The 16,371-nt window shown below is 43.6% G+C and carries 14 protein-coding genes; 5 read left to right on the top strand and 9 right to left on the bottom strand.

What is annotated here, in order from left to right; genetic code table 11:
* Positions 1-4 precede the first annotated feature (4 nt).
* The 3 genes from AYW75_RS04370 to astE all read right to left on the bottom strand — a co-directional run bounded on the left by AYW75_RS04370 (position 5) and on the right by astE (position 3,233).
* On the bottom strand, positions 5-982 hold the full coding sequence (locus AYW75_RS04370; protein WP_067095907.1) for a KpsF/GutQ family sugar-phosphate isomerase: 978 nt from the start codon (positions 980-982) through the stop codon (positions 5-7).
* 87 nt (positions 983-1,069) lie between these two features.
* Entirely contained in the window at positions 1,070-2,140 is a 1,071-nt protein-coding gene (locus AYW75_RS04365) for a zinc ABC transporter substrate-binding protein ZnuA (RefSeq protein WP_067095899.1), read from the bottom strand.
* A gap of 85 nt (positions 2,141-2,225) precedes the next feature.
* A complete protein-coding gene (gene astE / locus AYW75_RS04360) occupies positions 2,226-3,233 on the bottom strand; it encodes a succinylglutamate desuccinylase (protein ID WP_067095891.1) in 1,008 nt (335 codons plus the stop codon).
* A gap of 206 nt (positions 3,234-3,439) precedes the next feature.
* On the opposite strand from astE, the gene AYW75_RS04355 reads away from it, so the two are divergent.
* The 3 genes from AYW75_RS04355 to hemE all read left to right on the top strand — a co-directional run bounded on the left by AYW75_RS04355 (position 3,440) and on the right by hemE (position 5,999).
* Entirely contained in the window at positions 3,440-3,973 is a 534-nt protein-coding gene (locus AYW75_RS04355; protein ID WP_067095886.1) for an NUDIX hydrolase, read from the top strand.
* Complete coding sequence (locus tag AYW75_RS04350; protein ID WP_067095883.1) at positions 3,963-4,769, top strand: DUF2927 domain-containing protein; 807 nt, start codon at positions 3,963-3,965, stop codon at positions 4,767-4,769. The genes AYW75_RS04355 and AYW75_RS04350 overlap by 11 nt, the downstream gene beginning before the upstream one ends.
* A 126-nt stretch (positions 4,770-4,895) precedes the next feature.
* Positions 4,896-5,999: a uroporphyrinogen decarboxylase gene (hemE, locus tag AYW75_RS04345; RefSeq protein WP_067095880.1), complete on the top strand. Its 1,104-nt coding sequence runs from the start codon at positions 4,896-4,898 to the stop codon at positions 5,997-5,999.
* Positions 6,000-6,046: 47 nt separating this feature from the next.
* Here the strand turns inward: hemE and AYW75_RS04340 are convergent, their stop codons facing one another.
* The gene (locus AYW75_RS04340) at positions 6,047-6,418 is read right to left on the bottom strand and encodes a hypothetical protein (RefSeq protein WP_067095877.1); all 372 of its coding nucleotides are present in this window, start codon (positions 6,416-6,418) and stop codon (positions 6,047-6,049) included.
* Positions 6,419-6,551: 133 nt separating this feature from the next.
* On the opposite strand from AYW75_RS04340, the gene glnK reads away from it, so the two are divergent.
* Positions 6,552-6,890: a P-II family nitrogen regulator gene (glnK, locus tag AYW75_RS04335; protein WP_067095876.1), complete on the top strand. Its 339-nt coding sequence runs from the start codon at positions 6,552-6,554 to the stop codon at positions 6,888-6,890.
* Between the two features lie 81 nt (positions 6,891-6,971).
* On the opposite strand, the gene AYW75_RS04330 is transcribed toward glnK, so the two are convergent.
* The 5 genes from AYW75_RS04330 to AYW75_RS04310 form a co-directional block, all read right to left on the bottom strand.
* Entirely contained in the window at positions 6,972-7,688 is a 717-nt protein-coding gene (locus AYW75_RS04330; protein WP_067095875.1) for an ABC transporter permease, read from the bottom strand.
* A 4-nt stretch (positions 7,689-7,692) separates the two neighbouring features.
* Positions 7,693-8,382 carry an ABC transporter permease gene (locus AYW75_RS04325; protein ID WP_067031803.1) on the bottom strand — a complete coding sequence of 230 codons (690 nt, stop codon included), beginning with the start codon at positions 8,380-8,382 and terminating at the stop codon, positions 7,693-7,695.
* Positions 8,383-8,447: 65 nt separating this feature from the next.
* Positions 8,448-9,203: a transporter substrate-binding domain-containing protein gene (locus tag AYW75_RS04320; protein ID WP_067095874.1), complete on the bottom strand. Its 756-nt coding sequence runs from the start codon at positions 9,201-9,203 to the stop codon at positions 8,448-8,450.
* Between the two features lie 96 nt (positions 9,204-9,299).
* Entirely contained in the window at positions 9,300-10,067 is a 768-nt protein-coding gene (locus AYW75_RS04315; protein ID WP_067095873.1) for an ABC transporter ATP-binding protein, read from the bottom strand.
* A gap of 125 nt (positions 10,068-10,192) precedes the next feature.
* On the bottom strand, positions 10,193-11,218 hold the full coding sequence (locus AYW75_RS04310; RefSeq protein ID WP_067096387.1) for a GlxA family transcriptional regulator: 1,026 nt from the start codon (positions 11,216-11,218) through the stop codon (positions 10,193-10,195).
* Between the two features lie 288 nt (positions 11,219-11,506).
* On the opposite strand from AYW75_RS04310, the gene AYW75_RS04305 reads away from it, so the two are divergent.
* Positions 11,507-16,324: an NAD-glutamate dehydrogenase gene (locus AYW75_RS04305; RefSeq protein ID WP_067095872.1), complete on the top strand. Its 4,818-nt coding sequence runs from the start codon at positions 11,507-11,509 to the stop codon at positions 16,322-16,324.
* The last annotated feature ends 47 nt before the right edge of the window (positions 16,325-16,371 follow it).

The raw sequence follows: 16,371 nt of genomic DNA, 5'->3' as shown, positions 1-16,371 counted from the left end.
TAGTTTAACGGTCGTATATTTCTAATAGGCCAACGACATTTTTTGTGTCATCAACGGCTACCAATAGGGTAATTTTATCGCGCAGCATACGTTCTTCTGCTTCGACAATCATCGTCTCTTGAGAAATGGTTTTGGGATTCGCCGTCATCAATTCGGCCATGGTTTTAGTCAACATCCCTGCCGCATCATGTAGCATTGAGCGACGTAAATCACCATCGGTAAATATGCCCACTAAACGCTCATCTTCTTTCACTAAAACCACACCTTTACGACCTTTTGTCATGACGGCAATGGCTTCTTGAAGCGATGTATCTGGTGTACAAAACGGTAGATTATCTTTATGCATTAGATCGCGCACGCGAGTTAGCAACTTACGCCCTAAGCTTCCTCCTGGATGAAAACGCGCAAAGTCTTGAGGTTGGAAGTCACGGCACTGCATTAGCGCAACAGCCAATGCATCGCCCATAGCAATCGTCATCGTGGTCGACGTAGTAGGCGCTAAATTGTTTGGACACACCTCTCGGTCAATAGCGATGTCTAACACACTGTCGCAGTGTTTCGCTAAGGTGGACAGTGAATTACCGACGATGGCAATTGATTGATTGCCGAAGCTTTTAAGAGATGGCAGTAAGCGAATCACTTCTTCTGTTTCACCGGAGTAGCTAATCAAAATCAATAAGTCATCTGGGTGTACCATGCCAAGATCACCATGGAAAGCTTCACCTGGATGCATAAAGAAAGAAGGGGTACCCGTTGAGGCTAATGTCGCGGCAATCTTTTTCCCGACAATGCCAGATTTCCCCATGCCACAAATAATCACGCGACCACGACAATTAAGCGCCATATTGACTGCGTCAGAAAACTGCGTATCAACGCGCTCGGCTAAGCCCATTAATGCTTGCCCTTGGGTTTTTAACGTCGTTTTAGCACTGTCGATCAGAGTATCCGTAGAACAAGATACAGAAGAAAGGGTATCACTCATGGGTCAACTCGAACTGATGAATATGACGCCATTATACAGAGGCAAATGCAGAACGCCTACCGTGATTGGTAGACGTTCATGAGTCGATTATTTAAGGCAAGAAATGTACTGGTCTGCCAAACCCGTTAAGAACATCGCGTAGCTGTCGGCACCTAGCTCAATATTGGTACCTAGCGGATCAAGTACCGCCGTTTTAACATCGGTTCCATCGATCAATGTCTCGACGATCGCAGGACTGAATTGAGGCTCACTGAAGACACAAGAAACGTTGTGCTCTTCAATTTCTTCTCGAATATGCGCTACAGTTTTTGCGCCTGGCTTACGCTCCGGACTGAGTGCAATGGCGCCTTTGTTGTTCAACCCATAATGATTTTCAAAATAGCCGTAAGCTTCATGGAACACGAAATACGGCACATCTGCGACATCAGCTAATCGCTCAGCAACATCATGATCTGCGTGCTCTACGCTACTCATAAAGGCTTGGAAATTCGTTTGGTAATCCTGCTTGTGCTCTGGATCGATTGAAATCAGTTGCTCAGTGACGGCTTTTGCCAAAACTTTCGCATTAACCGGATCTAACCACACATGTGGATCGGTGCCTGAGTGATCGTGACCTTCATGCCCGTGCTCTTCGTGATGCTCATCCTGGTCGTGGTCTTCGTGATGCTCATCCTGGTCGTGGTCTTCATGATGTTCATCATGGTCGTGGTCTTCATGATGTTCATCATGGTCGTGGTCTTCATGATGTTCATCTTGGTCATGATCTTCGTGATGTTCATCATGGTCATGGCCTTCGTGATGTTCATCATGGTTGTGCGCTTCTTTGTCACCAAATTCACGCAGGAAAGCATCATTTAATGCCATCCACTCTAGATCTTTTTTAGCGGAAAGGTTCGCTAACGGCTTTTCCATAAAGGTTTCAAGGGATTCTCCGACCCAAACAACTAAATCGGCTTGATCAAGTTTTCGTAGATCAGAAGGTCGCATAGCAAAATCATGAGGAGATGCCTGGTTACTAACAAGTTGTTGCACTTCTATATGCTCACCACCAATGGCTGACACAATCATAGACACAGGCTTCACCGAGGTGACAACTTGAGTTTGTGCAAAAGCTGATACGGATAATAAAAGGGATGCAGGTAATACGTACTTAAACATGAGTAAAAATCCAAGCCACAATAGATGTTATAACATAACAATAACAGCATTCATTTTTACACTCAATCCCTAATGGCAGGTTTCATTAGACCGTACGAAAGGTTTCCCAACTGTCCTGTCGCACGACTAGGCCCGCACGCTGACCTACCGGTAAATTCACATTTGGAAACACAATCGCATCACCACTCTGTTTAATTTGGTAATGACTCACATTAGATGTTGCCAGCTCAAACCCCGCTTCAAATGCGGTAAAGTTTTTGACATCATCAGCAATCTTAAGCAGATAATCATCAGCGTCCTTAATAAGCACCTCGACAACAGAGAAGAGCTTCACGGTCGTTGCATCGGCGCACGACAACTCGCCTTGCTCAATAAGCAACTGGAGCGCCTTGCTAAGCTTTTCAAGACTTAGCAAATCATTCTGTCCAAACGGATGCACTTGCCCAAGCTCAATAGTGGCCGCCTGCGCACCATGATTAATATACGAATGATAAGAAAATGTTGTGGTTGGCTGATGAGACAACAGCACCGCTTCCAAACCGATTGCTGCGTAGAAATCGAACTGTTGCTGCTGATAAGGTTGGCCATGGGTAAATGGATGTACGGCAAATTTCTCGTATTCAGAACCACGAATGGCGGTATGCAGATCGTAATGGAGTTTACACCCGGTCTGATGCGCCTCAAAGAACTGAGCTACCGAGTGTTCCAGTTGTTGAGCTCTCGCCACTTCTTGTCCATTGTATTTGCGCCATGCACCACAAAAAAGTCGATTCAAGTTTACATCACAAAACCGCTCACCCGTACGCATCGCTTCTGGATGACCCAATATAATCAGCAAACGTATTGAGAGCGTCAGTTCCCCATCAAGTATCTGTTTTAGTAACGTATTAAGCAGCTCAATGGGGGCGGTTTCATTACCATGAATGCCAGCCGACAACACCACGCTGTGCTTTGCCTCGGCAATCGGTTCCAGCTGAATAATGCCCTGCCCTAAAATCTGCGCACTCCCTGTGGCAAAGACCACCTGCTCTATCGTGTCATTTATTGGTTTGGACAAGGTGTAGTCTAAAAAATCATGGTTGGGCAATGTCATCAACGGTCTCCATTTAAATCGTATACTGGCTATGCTAACGAAAGTTCTCGCTGACAAAAGAAAGAGACAGTCGAGCACTTTCAATTACTTAAGTAACTGTCGCAATTTCGTAACTTATCTATTCTCCTACTGAATTGGATTAAGTCTTTAAAATCCAGCGCTAAATCGTTACCCTTCTGGCTTTGCTTACAACTAAGAATAGTCCTATGTCTGAAACTGATGAAATAATTACGCTCGTTGATCGCCAAAACCAAGTAATTGGTGATATTCCTCGACGTTTAATGAACTTTCAACAAGACATACACCGTGTAACATTCATTTTAGTGTTCACAAAACAAGACACTTTATTAGTTCAGAAAAGAACCGATACAAAAGCCTTTTGCCCTGGCTATTTTGGCATTACAACCGGTGGCGTCGTTGCTAAAGATGAAAGCTATGATTTATGCGCGAGCAGAGAGCTTGAAGAAGAGCTTGGCGTCGAGCTGACACTGGCACCACAAGGAATGTTTTTCACTGAGGGGGAAGGGTTTCGCATTTGGGGCAAGGTCTACACATGTCAGTATGATGAAGCACTACATGGTCCACTACACTTACAGGCTAAGGAAGTGTCCGAAGTACGTGAGATGCGCATCCAAGATATTCTTGAAAATCCCCACAACTTGCTATTCACTCCCGATTCTTACGATGCTTTACTACACTATGTAGAAGATAAATTGCAGGAATACTCAAATGTCCCATAGTCCCCGCGCTCGGCACTATATCTTTGTTGTTGTATTGACACTCTTTACCTCTATAGCACACTCAGCAGGGGGCAAATCACATTGGCAAGAACGACAATACATTCAAGATAGCTTCAAAGTCATCGCTCTCCAAAGGGAATACGACACCTCTAAGCCTGCACGACTTGTCCGTTGGCAAAAGCCTATTATGCTCTATTTTGAAAGTGAACAAGGAGACAGCAAACTACAAGCTCGCTTATTGAGTACTCATGCACAGCATTTATCTCGTATTACCGGAGTGCCAATATATTTCAGCTCAACACGTAATAACGCTGATATTTTTGCGATCTTTACAAGCCGTGAAAATATGGAAAACAAAGTTCGTCGCTATATTGGTGATCCTAAAACGGTTAGAAGAGCACTCGATGAAGCAGTATGCCTTGGAAACTTTGGTGTAAATCGTGCTGGAGAAATACAGCGCGGCGTAATTATTATTCCTGTTAATTACGCTAGACAAAGAGCCCGGCTCCTTGATTGCGTTGTCGAGGAAATCACACAACTAATGGGTCTCCCTAATGACTCAAATAAAGTGTATCCATCAATTTTCAATGATATAAGCTCTGATATTTACTTATCCCCTTTAGACTTCATCCTTTTAAAAATGCTGTATTCACCTCGCTTCAAGGCAGGTATGAGCAGTGCACAAGTCGAACAAGCGCTCCCTTCCGTCATGGATGATCTTTATTACCTAGGCATTATCGACAATGCCGCTTCGTTGGTGCAGGAAGGTAGCCTTAAGAGGTACCTAGGGGATTAATCGTCTATTTTTCTAAGTTTTAGTGCATTTTTCTTAACCCGAGTCATAAATTCTGGTTATTACATCTTTTTTTTTATTCAACTTAGGTAAAATGCCGAAAAACTTGAAACTCATCGGAGAAATTGAATGTTTCCAGAACTCAAGAACGACCGTTTTCTGCGCGCTCTTTTAAAAGAGCCTGTTGACGCAACACCTGTATGGATGATGCGCCAAGCGGGGCGTTACCTTCCAGAATACCGACAAAGCCGTGCGACTGCAGGTGACTTTTTGAGTCTATGTAAAAACGATGCGTTTGCTTGTGAGGTTACCTTACAACCATTAGAGCGCTATGACCTAGACGCTGCCATCTTATTCTCTGACATCCTAACCATTCCTGACGCAATGGGATTGGGGCTGTACTTTGAAACCGGTGAAGGCCCAAAATTCAAGCATGTGGTTCGTACTGCTGCTGATGTAGACGCCCTACCGATTGCCAAAGTGTCTGATCTAGATTACGTGATGAAAGCGGTGACCACCATTCGTCATGCTTTAAATGGCCGTGTTCCACTTATTGGTTTCTCCGGCAGCCCTTGGACATTAGCTACTTACATGGTCGAAGGAGGCTCAAGTAAAGATTTTCGCCACATCAAAGGCATGATGTACGCCCAGCCTGACGTGTTGCACGCACTACTTAACAAGCTTGCTATCTCGGTTACCGATTACCTAAACGGCCAAATCAAAGCAGGTGCTCAAGCGGTGCAGATCTTTGATACGTGGGGCGGCGTATTAAGTGGCCCGATGTACCAGCAGTTCTCATTGATGTACATGCGTCAAATTATGGACGGTCTGATTCGCGAACATGAAGGCCGCAAGATTCCCGTTATTATGTTTACCAAGAACGGCGGTCAATGGCTTGAAAACATGGCGGCTTCAGGCCCAGATGCACTGGGTTTGGATTGGACGACGGATATGGCTGAAGCACGCGCACGCGTAGGCGATAAAGTCGCATTACAAGGCAATATAGACCCATGCGTTTTATATGCAGACAAAGACGTTATTGAACGTGAAGTTGCGGCGGTACTAGAAGGTTATGGCTCAGGGACAGGCCATGTGTTTAATCTAGGTCACGGTATCCACCAATTCGTAGACCCTGAACGCCCAAAATACCTCATTGATGCAGTGCATGAACTAAGTCGCCCATACCATGAGCAAAAGTTCGACGATCTAGACGCCTTAAACGACATAAAATAGCACTCTAATAAGTGCACACAACCCTAAGGTGCTGTGTTTTAGCCTTCTTAAACAGGAGACTGCAGACGACTCCAAGTCTGTAAACACATCGCCTCAGGGATATTTTTTTCCCTCACCCACAAGCCATTTTTCTTACGTTTTACGGCCTCAAATGCGTTGTTTAAATAGCAACATATATGATCACGCCCTTTCGCGTCGAGCCAAGATAAACGAGCTAGCATCGTTGTTGGGGTATAACCAATGACAACCAGTCGAAGAAAATACGCGTTCGCACGATCACCCGTTACTTTAAAGCTATCCAAACATTGGGGCATAGTTTGGTGTGTAACATGCAATTGATCACGCTGCAGACTCTTTTTTAAATTAGACATGAATTGATCCATACCATCCTCAAAGTTCATTAAATCCTGCTTATCCATTACGCCCCCTTTTAAAACCTAGCATCGCACCCTATATCGTCATTAACTGTAGAACAATTTTATGCATTTAGTAGCGGGGGCCGCTTTTGAATGGTAATTTATAGAAAATCATTGCCTTAGATGGAGAGAATCTATGAAATTAGTAACAGCCATAGTTAAACCTTTTAAACTAGATGAAGTGCGTGAAGCACTTTCTGAAATTGGTATTAACGGCATCACTGTTACAGAAGTTAAAGGCTTTGGTCGCCAGCGCGGTCACACTGAGCTATACCGCGGCGCAGAATACGTAGTCGACTTCCTACCAAAAGTGAAGTTAGAACTGGCGATTGATAACGACCAAGTGGACGTAGCAATCGAAGCCATCCAAAAAAGTGCTAACACAGGCAAAATTGGTGACGGCAAAATCTTTGTTACCGCCCTTGAGCAAGTTATTCGTATTCGTACAGGCGAAACAGGTGCAGAAGCAATTTAATCGCTTCTCATACTGATCGAAAAAGAAAGGCGCACCCTAGGGTGCGCCTTTCTTTTTTAGCGTTTAAACCCAAAACAAACATTAACCTTTATCAGGTACTTTGATCGATAGCGTTCCTAAATAACGATTCTGGCGCTTCTCAACCTGCCTAAAGATGTAAATCACCAAAATACTAATCACTAAATAAATACCACCCGCCGCTAAGAAGATTTCGATTGGTGTATAGGTACGTGCAATAATTGTGCGCGCCATTCCTGTTAAATCTAGCAATGTAATCGTGCTGGCCAAAGCACTGGCTTTGAGCATCAAAATTATCTCATTACCGTAAGCAGGTAAAACAATACCAAATGCTCGCGGTAATAAAATACGACGATACATTTGAGCCTTTGTCATACCAATGACTTTACACGCTTCCACTTCCCCTTCAGGAATTGCCTGAATCGCACCACGGAAGATCTCAGCCGTGTAAGCGGAGGTATTTAAGGTAAAGGCAATAATCGCACACCAAAATGGCTCCCGTAGAATCGGCCACATAAAGCTTTCTCGAACCGCTTCAAATTGAGAGGCACCGTAATACACCAAAAAGATCTGTACCAATAACGGTGTGCCTCGGAAGAAGAAAATAAATGCAAAGGGTACGCCACTGATCAACCAGTTTTTCGAGATACGAGCCAATGCAATCGGCAGCGCAACAAGCGCGCCCAGTACAATTGAGAGCAATACCAGCTTAATCGTCATCCAAGTGCCCGTTAGCAAACGCGGGAAATACTCTATAACAACAGAAAAATCTAATTCCATGTACTTATCCTCGGCTCAAACCGCGACTCGCGCGCTTTTCTAAGAAGTGCACCACTGCCATCGACACAATGGTCAATGCTAAGTACATGAACGCAGCGACTAAATAAAATAGGAACGGCTCTTTGGTATTACTTACAGCAACATTCGCCTTACGCATAATGTCTTCCAGACCTACCACGGAGACTAAAGCCGTATCTTTAAGCAATACCAAAAACAAGTTACCAATGCCCGGCAAGGCAACACGCCACACTTGAGGTAGAATAATGCGGAAGAATTTACGCTGTGAGCTCATCCCTAATACAATGGCTGCCTCATGCTGCCCTTTAGGAATCGCTTGCAACGCACCACGAAAAACCTCCGTTGCGTAAGCGCCAAACGTTAGTCCTAATGCTGTAACACCTGCCGCAAAAGGACCAATTTCTATATATTCTTCATAGCCAAATACGCTGGCGATGGACATCAGTACCGTAGTGGCACCAAAATAAATGATCAATACCGTCAACAGCTCTGGCACACCGCGGATGATCGTCGTGTAAAAGTTTGCTATCCATTGCAAAGGTTTAATATTGGACAGTTTTGCGGACGCCCCTAACAAGCCGAGCACTAACCCAACCGCTAAAGAACAAAGCGCCAGCTGAATGGTTATACTCGCTCCTTGTAAGAGCTGATCACCAAAGCCATGAAGATCTAACATAAAGATATCTCAGTCTGAATATAAACAATGCGCAGGAAAGAATCTGCGCATTGTTTGTTTTCATCTTAATAGATGGAGAATGGGAAGTACTTAGCATTGATTTTTTGGTAAGTGCCGTCTTCCATAATTTCATCCAACGCTTTGTTGAACTTTTCTTTCAGATCGTCGCCCTTACGTACCGCAATACCGATTTCATCTTCTTTCTTAAAGGATTTACCTTTAAATTCAAATTTGTCGCCATTACCCGATGTTTTCAGCCAATCATATGTAGGCAGCTCATCCGACAAAACGATGTCTAAACGGCCTGATATCAGATCAAGGTAAACACTGTCTTGAGTATCGTAGAATTTAAGGTCTGATTTACCCATGAAGTTGTCTTCTAAATACTGAGCAGCTAAGGTCGCACGCTGAGCACCGATGACTTTGCCATCCAATTCTTCAAGATTAAATTCTTTGCCCTTTGGCGCCAAGAAACGAAGACCACCAGAATAATATTTGTTGGTAAAGTCGACTTGACGTAAGCGCTCTTCTGTAATGGACATGGACGCAATAATCGCATCAAATTTACGCACTTTCAGACCAGGGATCAGACCGTCCCAATCTTGAGTCACGACTTTACAATCCGCTTCCATCTTCTCACATAATGCCCATGCAATATCTACATCAAAACCCTGTGGCTTACCACTATCGTCAATGTAGTTGAATGGCGCCCATGCACCTTCAGTTGCGATACGCACCGTATCTGCAGCGTTTACAGAAACAGAAGACACTGCAGCCGTTAGCACAACGGCTGAGGTAAGTGCTAATTTCTTCATATTCATTGATAGGTCCTTTTGCTAGGTTCTTGATTTTATATAAAACGCTTAATCCGTTTTCACCCTATCTAGGCGAAAACACTCGCGTCGTCTGACAGCGTACTAAAAAACAGTTGATAAGAAAGCTTTACAGCGCTCAGAGTCTGGAGATCCGAACACCTTACTAGGCGTGCCCTTTTCTTCCACCATACCTTGATGTAAGAAAACGACTTCGCTAGAAACTTCTTTGGCAAAGTTCATTTCATGCGTAACTATCAGCATGGTACGACCTTCTTCGGCCAAGCCACGCATTACCCCCAACACTTCACCCACCAACTCGGGGTCTAAAGCAGACGTAGGTTCATCGAATAACAGGATTTGAGGGTCCATAGCCAAGGTACGCGCAATCGCGACACGCTGCTGCTGACCACCAGACAACTGATTGGGATACATGTCTTTTTTATCGGCAATACCCACTTTATTAAGTAAGTATTCTGCGTATTCCAAAACTTCCTTTTTAGGGCGTTTCAATACATGCAACGGGCCTTCCATGACATTTTGCAAAATTGTCATATGAGGCCAAAGGTTAAAGCTTTGAAATACAAATCCAATTTTCTGACGCATACGAGTCAATTGCTTCATATCAGCGGCATAGAGATCAGTCTCGCCAGGCTTCAAGTTCAACTCTTCACCATTGAAACGAATCAACCCTTTAGTCGGATTCTCTAATAAGTTAATACAACGCAAGAACGTACTTTTGCCAGAGCCACTAGAGCCGAGAATAGAAATAACATCCCCATCATGGGCTTCTAACGAAATTCCCTTTAAAACTTCATGGTCCCCAAAGGTCTTATGGATATCCTTTAGCTCTAAAGCAGGGTCTTTAGACATTCTTTTTACCTTTTTTTATGACTCTGTTCGCGTAAAAGACAAGTTGGGTAAACTTAAGACTCACGCATAAATGTTGGTTCAGGTAGAACGCATCAAAAATTACGCCAACTATATTGTCGCCTATTCTAAAACTTTTTTCGCCAAAGTTGGCGTGTTTTCTTATCCAAATGGACAGCATTATCAAAATTAATGGTCAAATTTTTTCGCTCTTCTCTAGGAGAAACACCGAAGAACCCTTTATAGGTAGTACTAAAATGAGGTGCGGAAGTGAATCCGCAAGCTTGCCCAATTTCTAAAATGCTCTTATCGGTTTGTACAATCAATTGTTTTGCATGTTTCAACCTTAGCTCAAGATAATACCGTGAAGGCACCGTTTCTAGGTTCTGTTTAAATAATCGCTCTAAGTGTCTACGTGACAAGCCAACATGATAAGCAATATCATCCGAAGATAAAGGCTCGCGAATATTTGCTTCCATTAACTGTACCGCTTCAATCAATTTTGGCTGACCAGTACCGATTCGAGCTTGAAGAGGAATACGTTGCGGATCTTGATTGGTACGGATACGCTCACAAACAAACTGCTCTGATATATGGCTTGCGAGAGCCATACCGTGCTGCTTACCTATTAAAAATAGCATCATATCCATGGCCGCGCTGCCACCACTACAAGTGTAACGATCTTTATCAACTTCAAATAAATGACTCGATACAATCACTGACGGAAACGCCTCCCGAAGACTAGCAATATCCCCCCAGTGGATCGTAGCGCGATAACCATCTAATAAGCCTGCTCGCGCTAAAATATGGCTCCCAGTACAGATTCCTGCTAATGCTATTCCACGTTTCGAGCAAGAAAGTAACCAAGCGTCTAAACTAAGATCATCTTCTTGACTAGCTGTGGAGGCACCACAAATAAATAAAGCATCTAAATCTCTAGGAGCATCTTCTAAAGTATATTGTGTTGTCGTAGCAACACCAGAATTCGAAAGTACAACTTTCGTATTTTCACCAAGAGTACAAAACTGATACAAGTCTTTACCACTGACCCAGTTAGCCATATGTATGGTTTCAATAGCAGAGGAAAATGCAAGCATGGAAAAGCTAGGCATCAGTAAAAAACCGTACTTTTGCACTTTTCTACTGGCTTGCATGATTTCACGTGATGCGAATTGGCTGTTGTACAAATTATTATCCTGCGATAAGCACATTAAAAAGATATATATATCGTTTAGAATGAATAACAGAGGCTTTTGATATCGACATCAAGCTTTTTTTGACAGCGATACCGCTTGAGCAAAAGCATACGTCGCATTTTGAAAAGTCGCTAGCTATCTATGCCGCTTATTTTTCATAATAATCAATTTAAGCGGTTTCTAGGTGGCTAACAATAATAATAAACAGATCCAAAATAGACACCACCACTCATAAGGATGAGTAACATGACGAATACAAAAAAAAGTGAGTTAATCACTCGTATTGAAGCAGAGATTAAAGATAACGCTGGTAGTCAATCCGCTGATGCTATCATCCAACTGGCCCATATCTATTTTCAAGATCTACTTATTGAAGATATGGAGCACGATAATATAGATAACCTATACGGCACAGTCATTTGTCTATGGGATTTTATCCAACAACGTAATGCTAACACCCCTAAAGTTCGTGTCTATAATCCCAATTTTGAAGAGCACAGCTGGCAATCTACGCACACTGTAGTTGAAGTGCTGACTGACGATATGCCCTTCATAGTGTCCTCTTTTAACATGGCGCTAGTTCGACTAGGCCATACAATTCACTTTACTGCACATCCTATTATTGCAACAGATCGTTCAAAACAAGGTGAATTGGAAGCTATCAAAGATCGCCATCAGAAAGGCCATCAAGAAGCGTTAATTCGTTTTGAAATTGACCGTATTTCTGATCTAGGCAAAATGGAAGAAATTAAAGAAGGTCTTCTAGACACACTAGGCGATGTAAAACAGTCTGTCGAAGACTGGCCAACCATGAAAGAAAAGTTGGCTGAGGTCATTAAAGCATCTGAACAAGTAGAACATTTAAAAGACAACGAGCAGCATCAAGAAAACTTGGCCTTCCTACGTTGGGTAGAAAACAACCATTTCACATTCGTCGGCTTCCGCGCCTACGACTTAGTAAAAGAAGATAATCTTAGCCACCTAAGATTTGTTGAGAACTCAGCACTTGGCACGTTCCGCAAAACCAAAAAAGAAAAATACGACATCGTACTGAATGATCACTTAGCTAAATTGGCTTATGATCGTGACAACTTGTTGGTATTGACGAAATCAACTGCAATTTCGACTGTTCACCGCCCTGTACATTTAGATTACCTTGGCATTAAGCGCTTTGACAAAAAAGGCAATGTCATTGGCGAGTGGCGCTTCTTTGGCCTTTACTCATCGGCTGCCTACGTTGCGCGTTTACAAGACGTTCCTCTATTGCGCAAGAAGCTAAACTTACTTGTAGAGAAAATGAATGTAGAGCCAAATAGCCACAAAGGTAAAACGCTTAAGCACATTCTCAACAGTTATCCTCGCGACGAAATGCTTCAAGCACCAGTCGATGAGCTGTACCACAGTATCGAAGGTATTTTAGCCATTCAAGAACGTCGTCAGCTGCGTATTTTCCTACGTAAAGACATTTATGGCCGTTTCTTAAGTGCTCTGGTATATGTTCCTCGTGACCGCTACAACACCGAGTTACGTATTAAGATGCAAGACATCTTGATGAAAGCCTGCAATGGCGCCAGTTCAGAATTCAACGTGCAGTTCTCTCAACAAGTTCTAGCGCGTGTGAATTTCACCATCCAAATTGCCGATCCAGAAAATAGCCCAACGGTCGACATTGATGACATCCAGCGCAAGATGCAAGACGCGGCTCTTTCTTGGGATGATAAATTGCTTGCGGCACTGCATACCAGCCAAGGCGAAGAAAATGGCAACAAACTCTACACCGAGTACGCACCCTACTTGCCTGCAGCATACCGCGAAGACTTTTCTGCAAATACTGCAGTATTAGACATTGAACGTTTAAGCGAACTGACTGATGACAGCGATATTTCGACTCATCTTTACCGTCAAGTTGGTCAAACCAAAAACCATTACTTCTTTAAAGTCTATGGTGCGGGTACCACACTGGTTCTTTCCGATGTACTGCCGATCCTTGAGTACATGGGCTTACGCGTCTTAGAAGCTCGTCCATACGAGCTTGATCAAAATGGTGACGGTGAAGCCAACACATGGGTGGTGGAGTTTGCTATTAGTGTAAACCCTAGCGTTAACCTTGATAAAAAAGCCTACCGTGATGATTTCCAAGATGCATTTAATGCTGTCGTCAAACGCCGTATTGAGAATGACCGCTTTAACTCTCTAGTATTAGATGCCTCACTAACTTGGCGTCAAGTGACCATGCTACGAGCAATCACAAAGTACTTAGTGCAGTTGCAAATACCTTTCTCACTTCAATATATGCAGCAAACATTGGAGAAGAATGCGCCGATTGCTCGCTTACTAGTTCAACTGTTTGAGCAACGATTCGATCCTTCACTTGAAAGCAAACGCGAAGACAAAGTAGTCAAGCTTCAAGAGAAAATCGAAGAAGCGCTTGAAAACGTTGCTAACCTAGATGAAGACCGCATCTTGAAGCACTACTTATCTGTGATTCAAGCCATGCTGCGTACTAACTTCTATCAGCCTGCTGAAGACGGTAATGTTAAAGACTACGTTTCTTTCAAGCTGGATCCAAGCTTGATTCCAGCTGTACCTCTGCCACGTCCACGCTTTGAGATTTTCGTCTATGCTCCGTGGGTAGAAGGCGTTCACATGCGCGGTGGCAAAGTTGCTCGTGGTGGCTTACGTTGGTCTGACCGTATGGAAGATTTCCGCACCGAAGTACTGGGCCTCGTTAAAGCACAAATGGTCAAAAACGCCGTTATCGTACCAGCCGGCGCGAAAGGTGGATTTGTTGCCAAGCAGCTTAAGAAAGTTTCTTCTCGTGAAGAAACACAAGCCGAAGTCGTTCGCTGTTACACCACTTTTATTTCAGGTCTTTTGGACATCACTGACAACCTAGTTCAGCGTGAATTAGTCCCGCCTGTTTCAGTAAAACGTTATGACGAAGACGATCCATACTTAGTGGTAGCTGCAGATAAAGGGACAGCAACATTCTCAGATTTAGCCAATAGCATCTCTGAAAAATACGGTTTCTGGTTAGGCGATGCTTTTGCGTCAGGTGGATCAAACGGTTATGACCACAAGAAAATGGGCATTACTGCCCGCGGAGCATGGGAATCGGTTAAACGTCAATTCCAAGAGTTAGGCATTGACTGTCAATCTACTGATTTCACAGCAGTAGGTATCGGTGACATGGCTGGTGATGTATTTGGTAATGGCATGCTGTTGTCTAAACACATACGCCTTGTTGCAGCCTTCAACCACATGCATATTTTTATCGATCCAACTCCGGATGCTGCGACCTCATTTGAAGAACGCCAACGCTTGTTTAATTTGCCACGCTCATCATGGGAAGATTACAACGCTGAGCTAATCTCTAAAGGTGGCGGTATCTTTAACCGTAGCGCCAAATCGATCCCAATTAACGCTGACATTCGTAAAGCCTTAGGAATCGAAGGGAACGTTAAGTCTTTGCCGCCAACGGAATTGATTTCCCACATTCTTAAAGCCCCTGTCGACCTACTTTGGAATGGTGGTATCGGTACCTACGCAAAAGCCTCATCAGAGACGCATGCGGAAGTGGGTGATAATGGTAATAACTCACTGCGTGTAAACGGCAATGAGTTACGTTGCAAGATGATTGGTGAAGGTGGCAACCTTGGCTTTACCCAAAAGTCACGTATTGAATTTGCTCAAAAAGGCGGACTAGTTAGCACCGATGCAATCGATAACTCCGCAGGTGTGGACAGTTCGGACCACGAAGTAAATATCAAAATATTGCTTAACCGTATTGTTGAAAATGGCGATATGACTGAAAAGCAACGTAACAAACTGCTTGCCGAGATGACCGATGAGGTCGGTGATTTGGTTATTCGTCACAACAAAGGCCAGAGCCATCTTTTATCGTTGGTCAATGCACGTGCACCTGAACGTATCGCTGACCACTGGCGTTTGATGTTGTCATTGGTACGTGAAGGTCGTCTAAATCGCGAAATCGAGTTTTTACCAACTGATGCACAGATGAAAAAGCGTATGGGCAAAGGCCAAGGTCTAACCCGTCCGGAGATCTCTGTGTTATTGGCGTACTCAAAAATCAAGTTCGCTGAACAACTGGTTGAAGATGGTATTGGCAAAGATCCAGATTTGCGCGCACAAATTAAAGATTATTTCCCGACACCATTAGTGAAACGTTTCTCTGAACATATGAGTGACCACCCCCTTTCACAAGAAATCATTGCGGCGCACGTGACCAACAATGTTGGTAACCGCATGGGATCGACGTTCTCTACCTATGTACAAGAAGAAACCAGTGCATCGGCTTTGAATGTATTACGAGCTTACATGGCAGCAGAGCAGATGTTCGATATTCCAGCTTTGTGGGATGCCATCAACGAGCTAGATTTCAAAGTCGACAACAAACTGCAAAATCAGTTGTTTATCCAAGTTCAAAGTTTGCTTGAAAAAGCGACACTGTGGTTAATTCGTAACACTCGTGAAGCACTAGCGATTCAGAAGTTAACGGATAACTACAAACCTGGCATTGGTATTATTCGCAATAATTTAGATGCAATTTTGACGGAGCCAACGTGTGAATACATCTCTGATGTAAGCAAGCAATTGCAGGAACAACATGTCCCTGCAGAGATTGCTGATAAACTGTCTGCCCTACCATTCTTGTTCTATGGCTTGGACATTATTCGCGTTGCAGCTCAGACAGAGAAAGAAGTTTTGGATACAGCACAAACTTACTTTGCTCTAGAGATGGATCTTGGTCTGTACTGGTTACGTCAAAGCATCAACAAATTACCTGCAGACGATATGTGGGAGCGTCGTGCCAAAGCAGGCCTTGGCGACGAAGTCGATAATGCTTTACGCACTATTTCACAAGAAGTCATTCAGGCCAGTATCGAGGTGAACGACCTAGATAACCGCTTAGCAAACTGGAAGCAGCTCAATCATGACAATATCCACCACTACCACAGCACATTTGACGAGATTAAATCAGAACCTGAATTGTCACTGTCTATGGTAAGTGTTGCTATTCGAGAGTTGAGAAATTTGATATAACCCTTTGAGCGGCCCACTACTTTGGGCCGCTCTAAATTTATGAGGTA

The organism is Marinomonas atlantica (genome assembly GCF_001639725.1).
GTDB classification, from domain to species: domain Bacteria; phylum Pseudomonadota; class Gammaproteobacteria; order Pseudomonadales; family Marinomonadaceae; genus Marinomonas; species Marinomonas atlantica.
Note: the sequence above shows the minus strand (reverse complement) of the source record. Positions and strands in the feature narration are given on the sequence as shown.

Bases quoted from the DNA above. Each gene is read 5' to 3' on its own strand.
- AYW75_RS04370 (WP_067095907.1), bottom strand. From the start codon at position 982: ATGAGTGATACCCTTTCTTCTGTATCTTGTTCTACGGATACTCTGATC.
- AYW75_RS04365 (WP_067095899.1), bottom strand. From the start codon at position 2,140: ATGTTTAAGTACGTATTACCTGCATCCCTTTTATTATCCGTATCAGCT.
- astE (WP_067095891.1), bottom strand. From the start codon at position 3,233: ATGACATTGCCCAACCATGATTTTTTAGACTACACCTTGTCCAAACCA.
- AYW75_RS04355 (WP_067095886.1), top strand. From the start codon at position 3,440: ATGTCTGAAACTGATGAAATAATTACGCTCGTTGATCGCCAAAACCAA.
- AYW75_RS04350 (WP_067095883.1), top strand. From the start codon at position 3,963: ATGTCCCATAGTCCCCGCGCTCGGCACTATATCTTTGTTGTTGTATTG.
- hemE (WP_067095880.1), top strand. From the start codon at position 4,896: ATGTTTCCAGAACTCAAGAACGACCGTTTTCTGCGCGCTCTTTTAAAA.
- AYW75_RS04340 (WP_067095877.1), bottom strand. From the start codon at position 6,418: ATGGATAAGCAGGATTTAATGAACTTTGAGGATGGTATGGATCAATTC.
- glnK (WP_067095876.1), top strand. From the start codon at position 6,552: ATGAAATTAGTAACAGCCATAGTTAAACCTTTTAAACTAGATGAAGTG.
- AYW75_RS04330 (WP_067095875.1), bottom strand. From the start codon at position 7,688: ATGGAATTAGATTTTTCTGTTGTTATAGAGTATTTCCCGCGTTTGCTA.
- AYW75_RS04325 (WP_067031803.1), bottom strand. From the start codon at position 8,382: ATGTTAGATCTTCATGGCTTTGGTGATCAGCTCTTACAAGGAGCGAGT.
- AYW75_RS04320 (WP_067095874.1), bottom strand. From the start codon at position 9,203: ATGAATATGAAGAAATTAGCACTTACCTCAGCCGTTGTGCTAACGGCT.
- AYW75_RS04315 (WP_067095873.1), bottom strand. From the start codon at position 10,067: ATGTCTAAAGACCCTGCTTTAGAGCTAAAGGATATCCATAAGACCTTT.
- AYW75_RS04310 (WP_067096387.1), bottom strand. From the start codon at position 11,218: ATGCAAGCCAGTAGAAAAGTGCAAAAGTACGGTTTTTTACTGATGCCT.
- AYW75_RS04305 (WP_067095872.1), top strand. From the start codon at position 11,507: ATGACGAATACAAAAAAAAGTGAGTTAATCACTCGTATTGAAGCAGAG.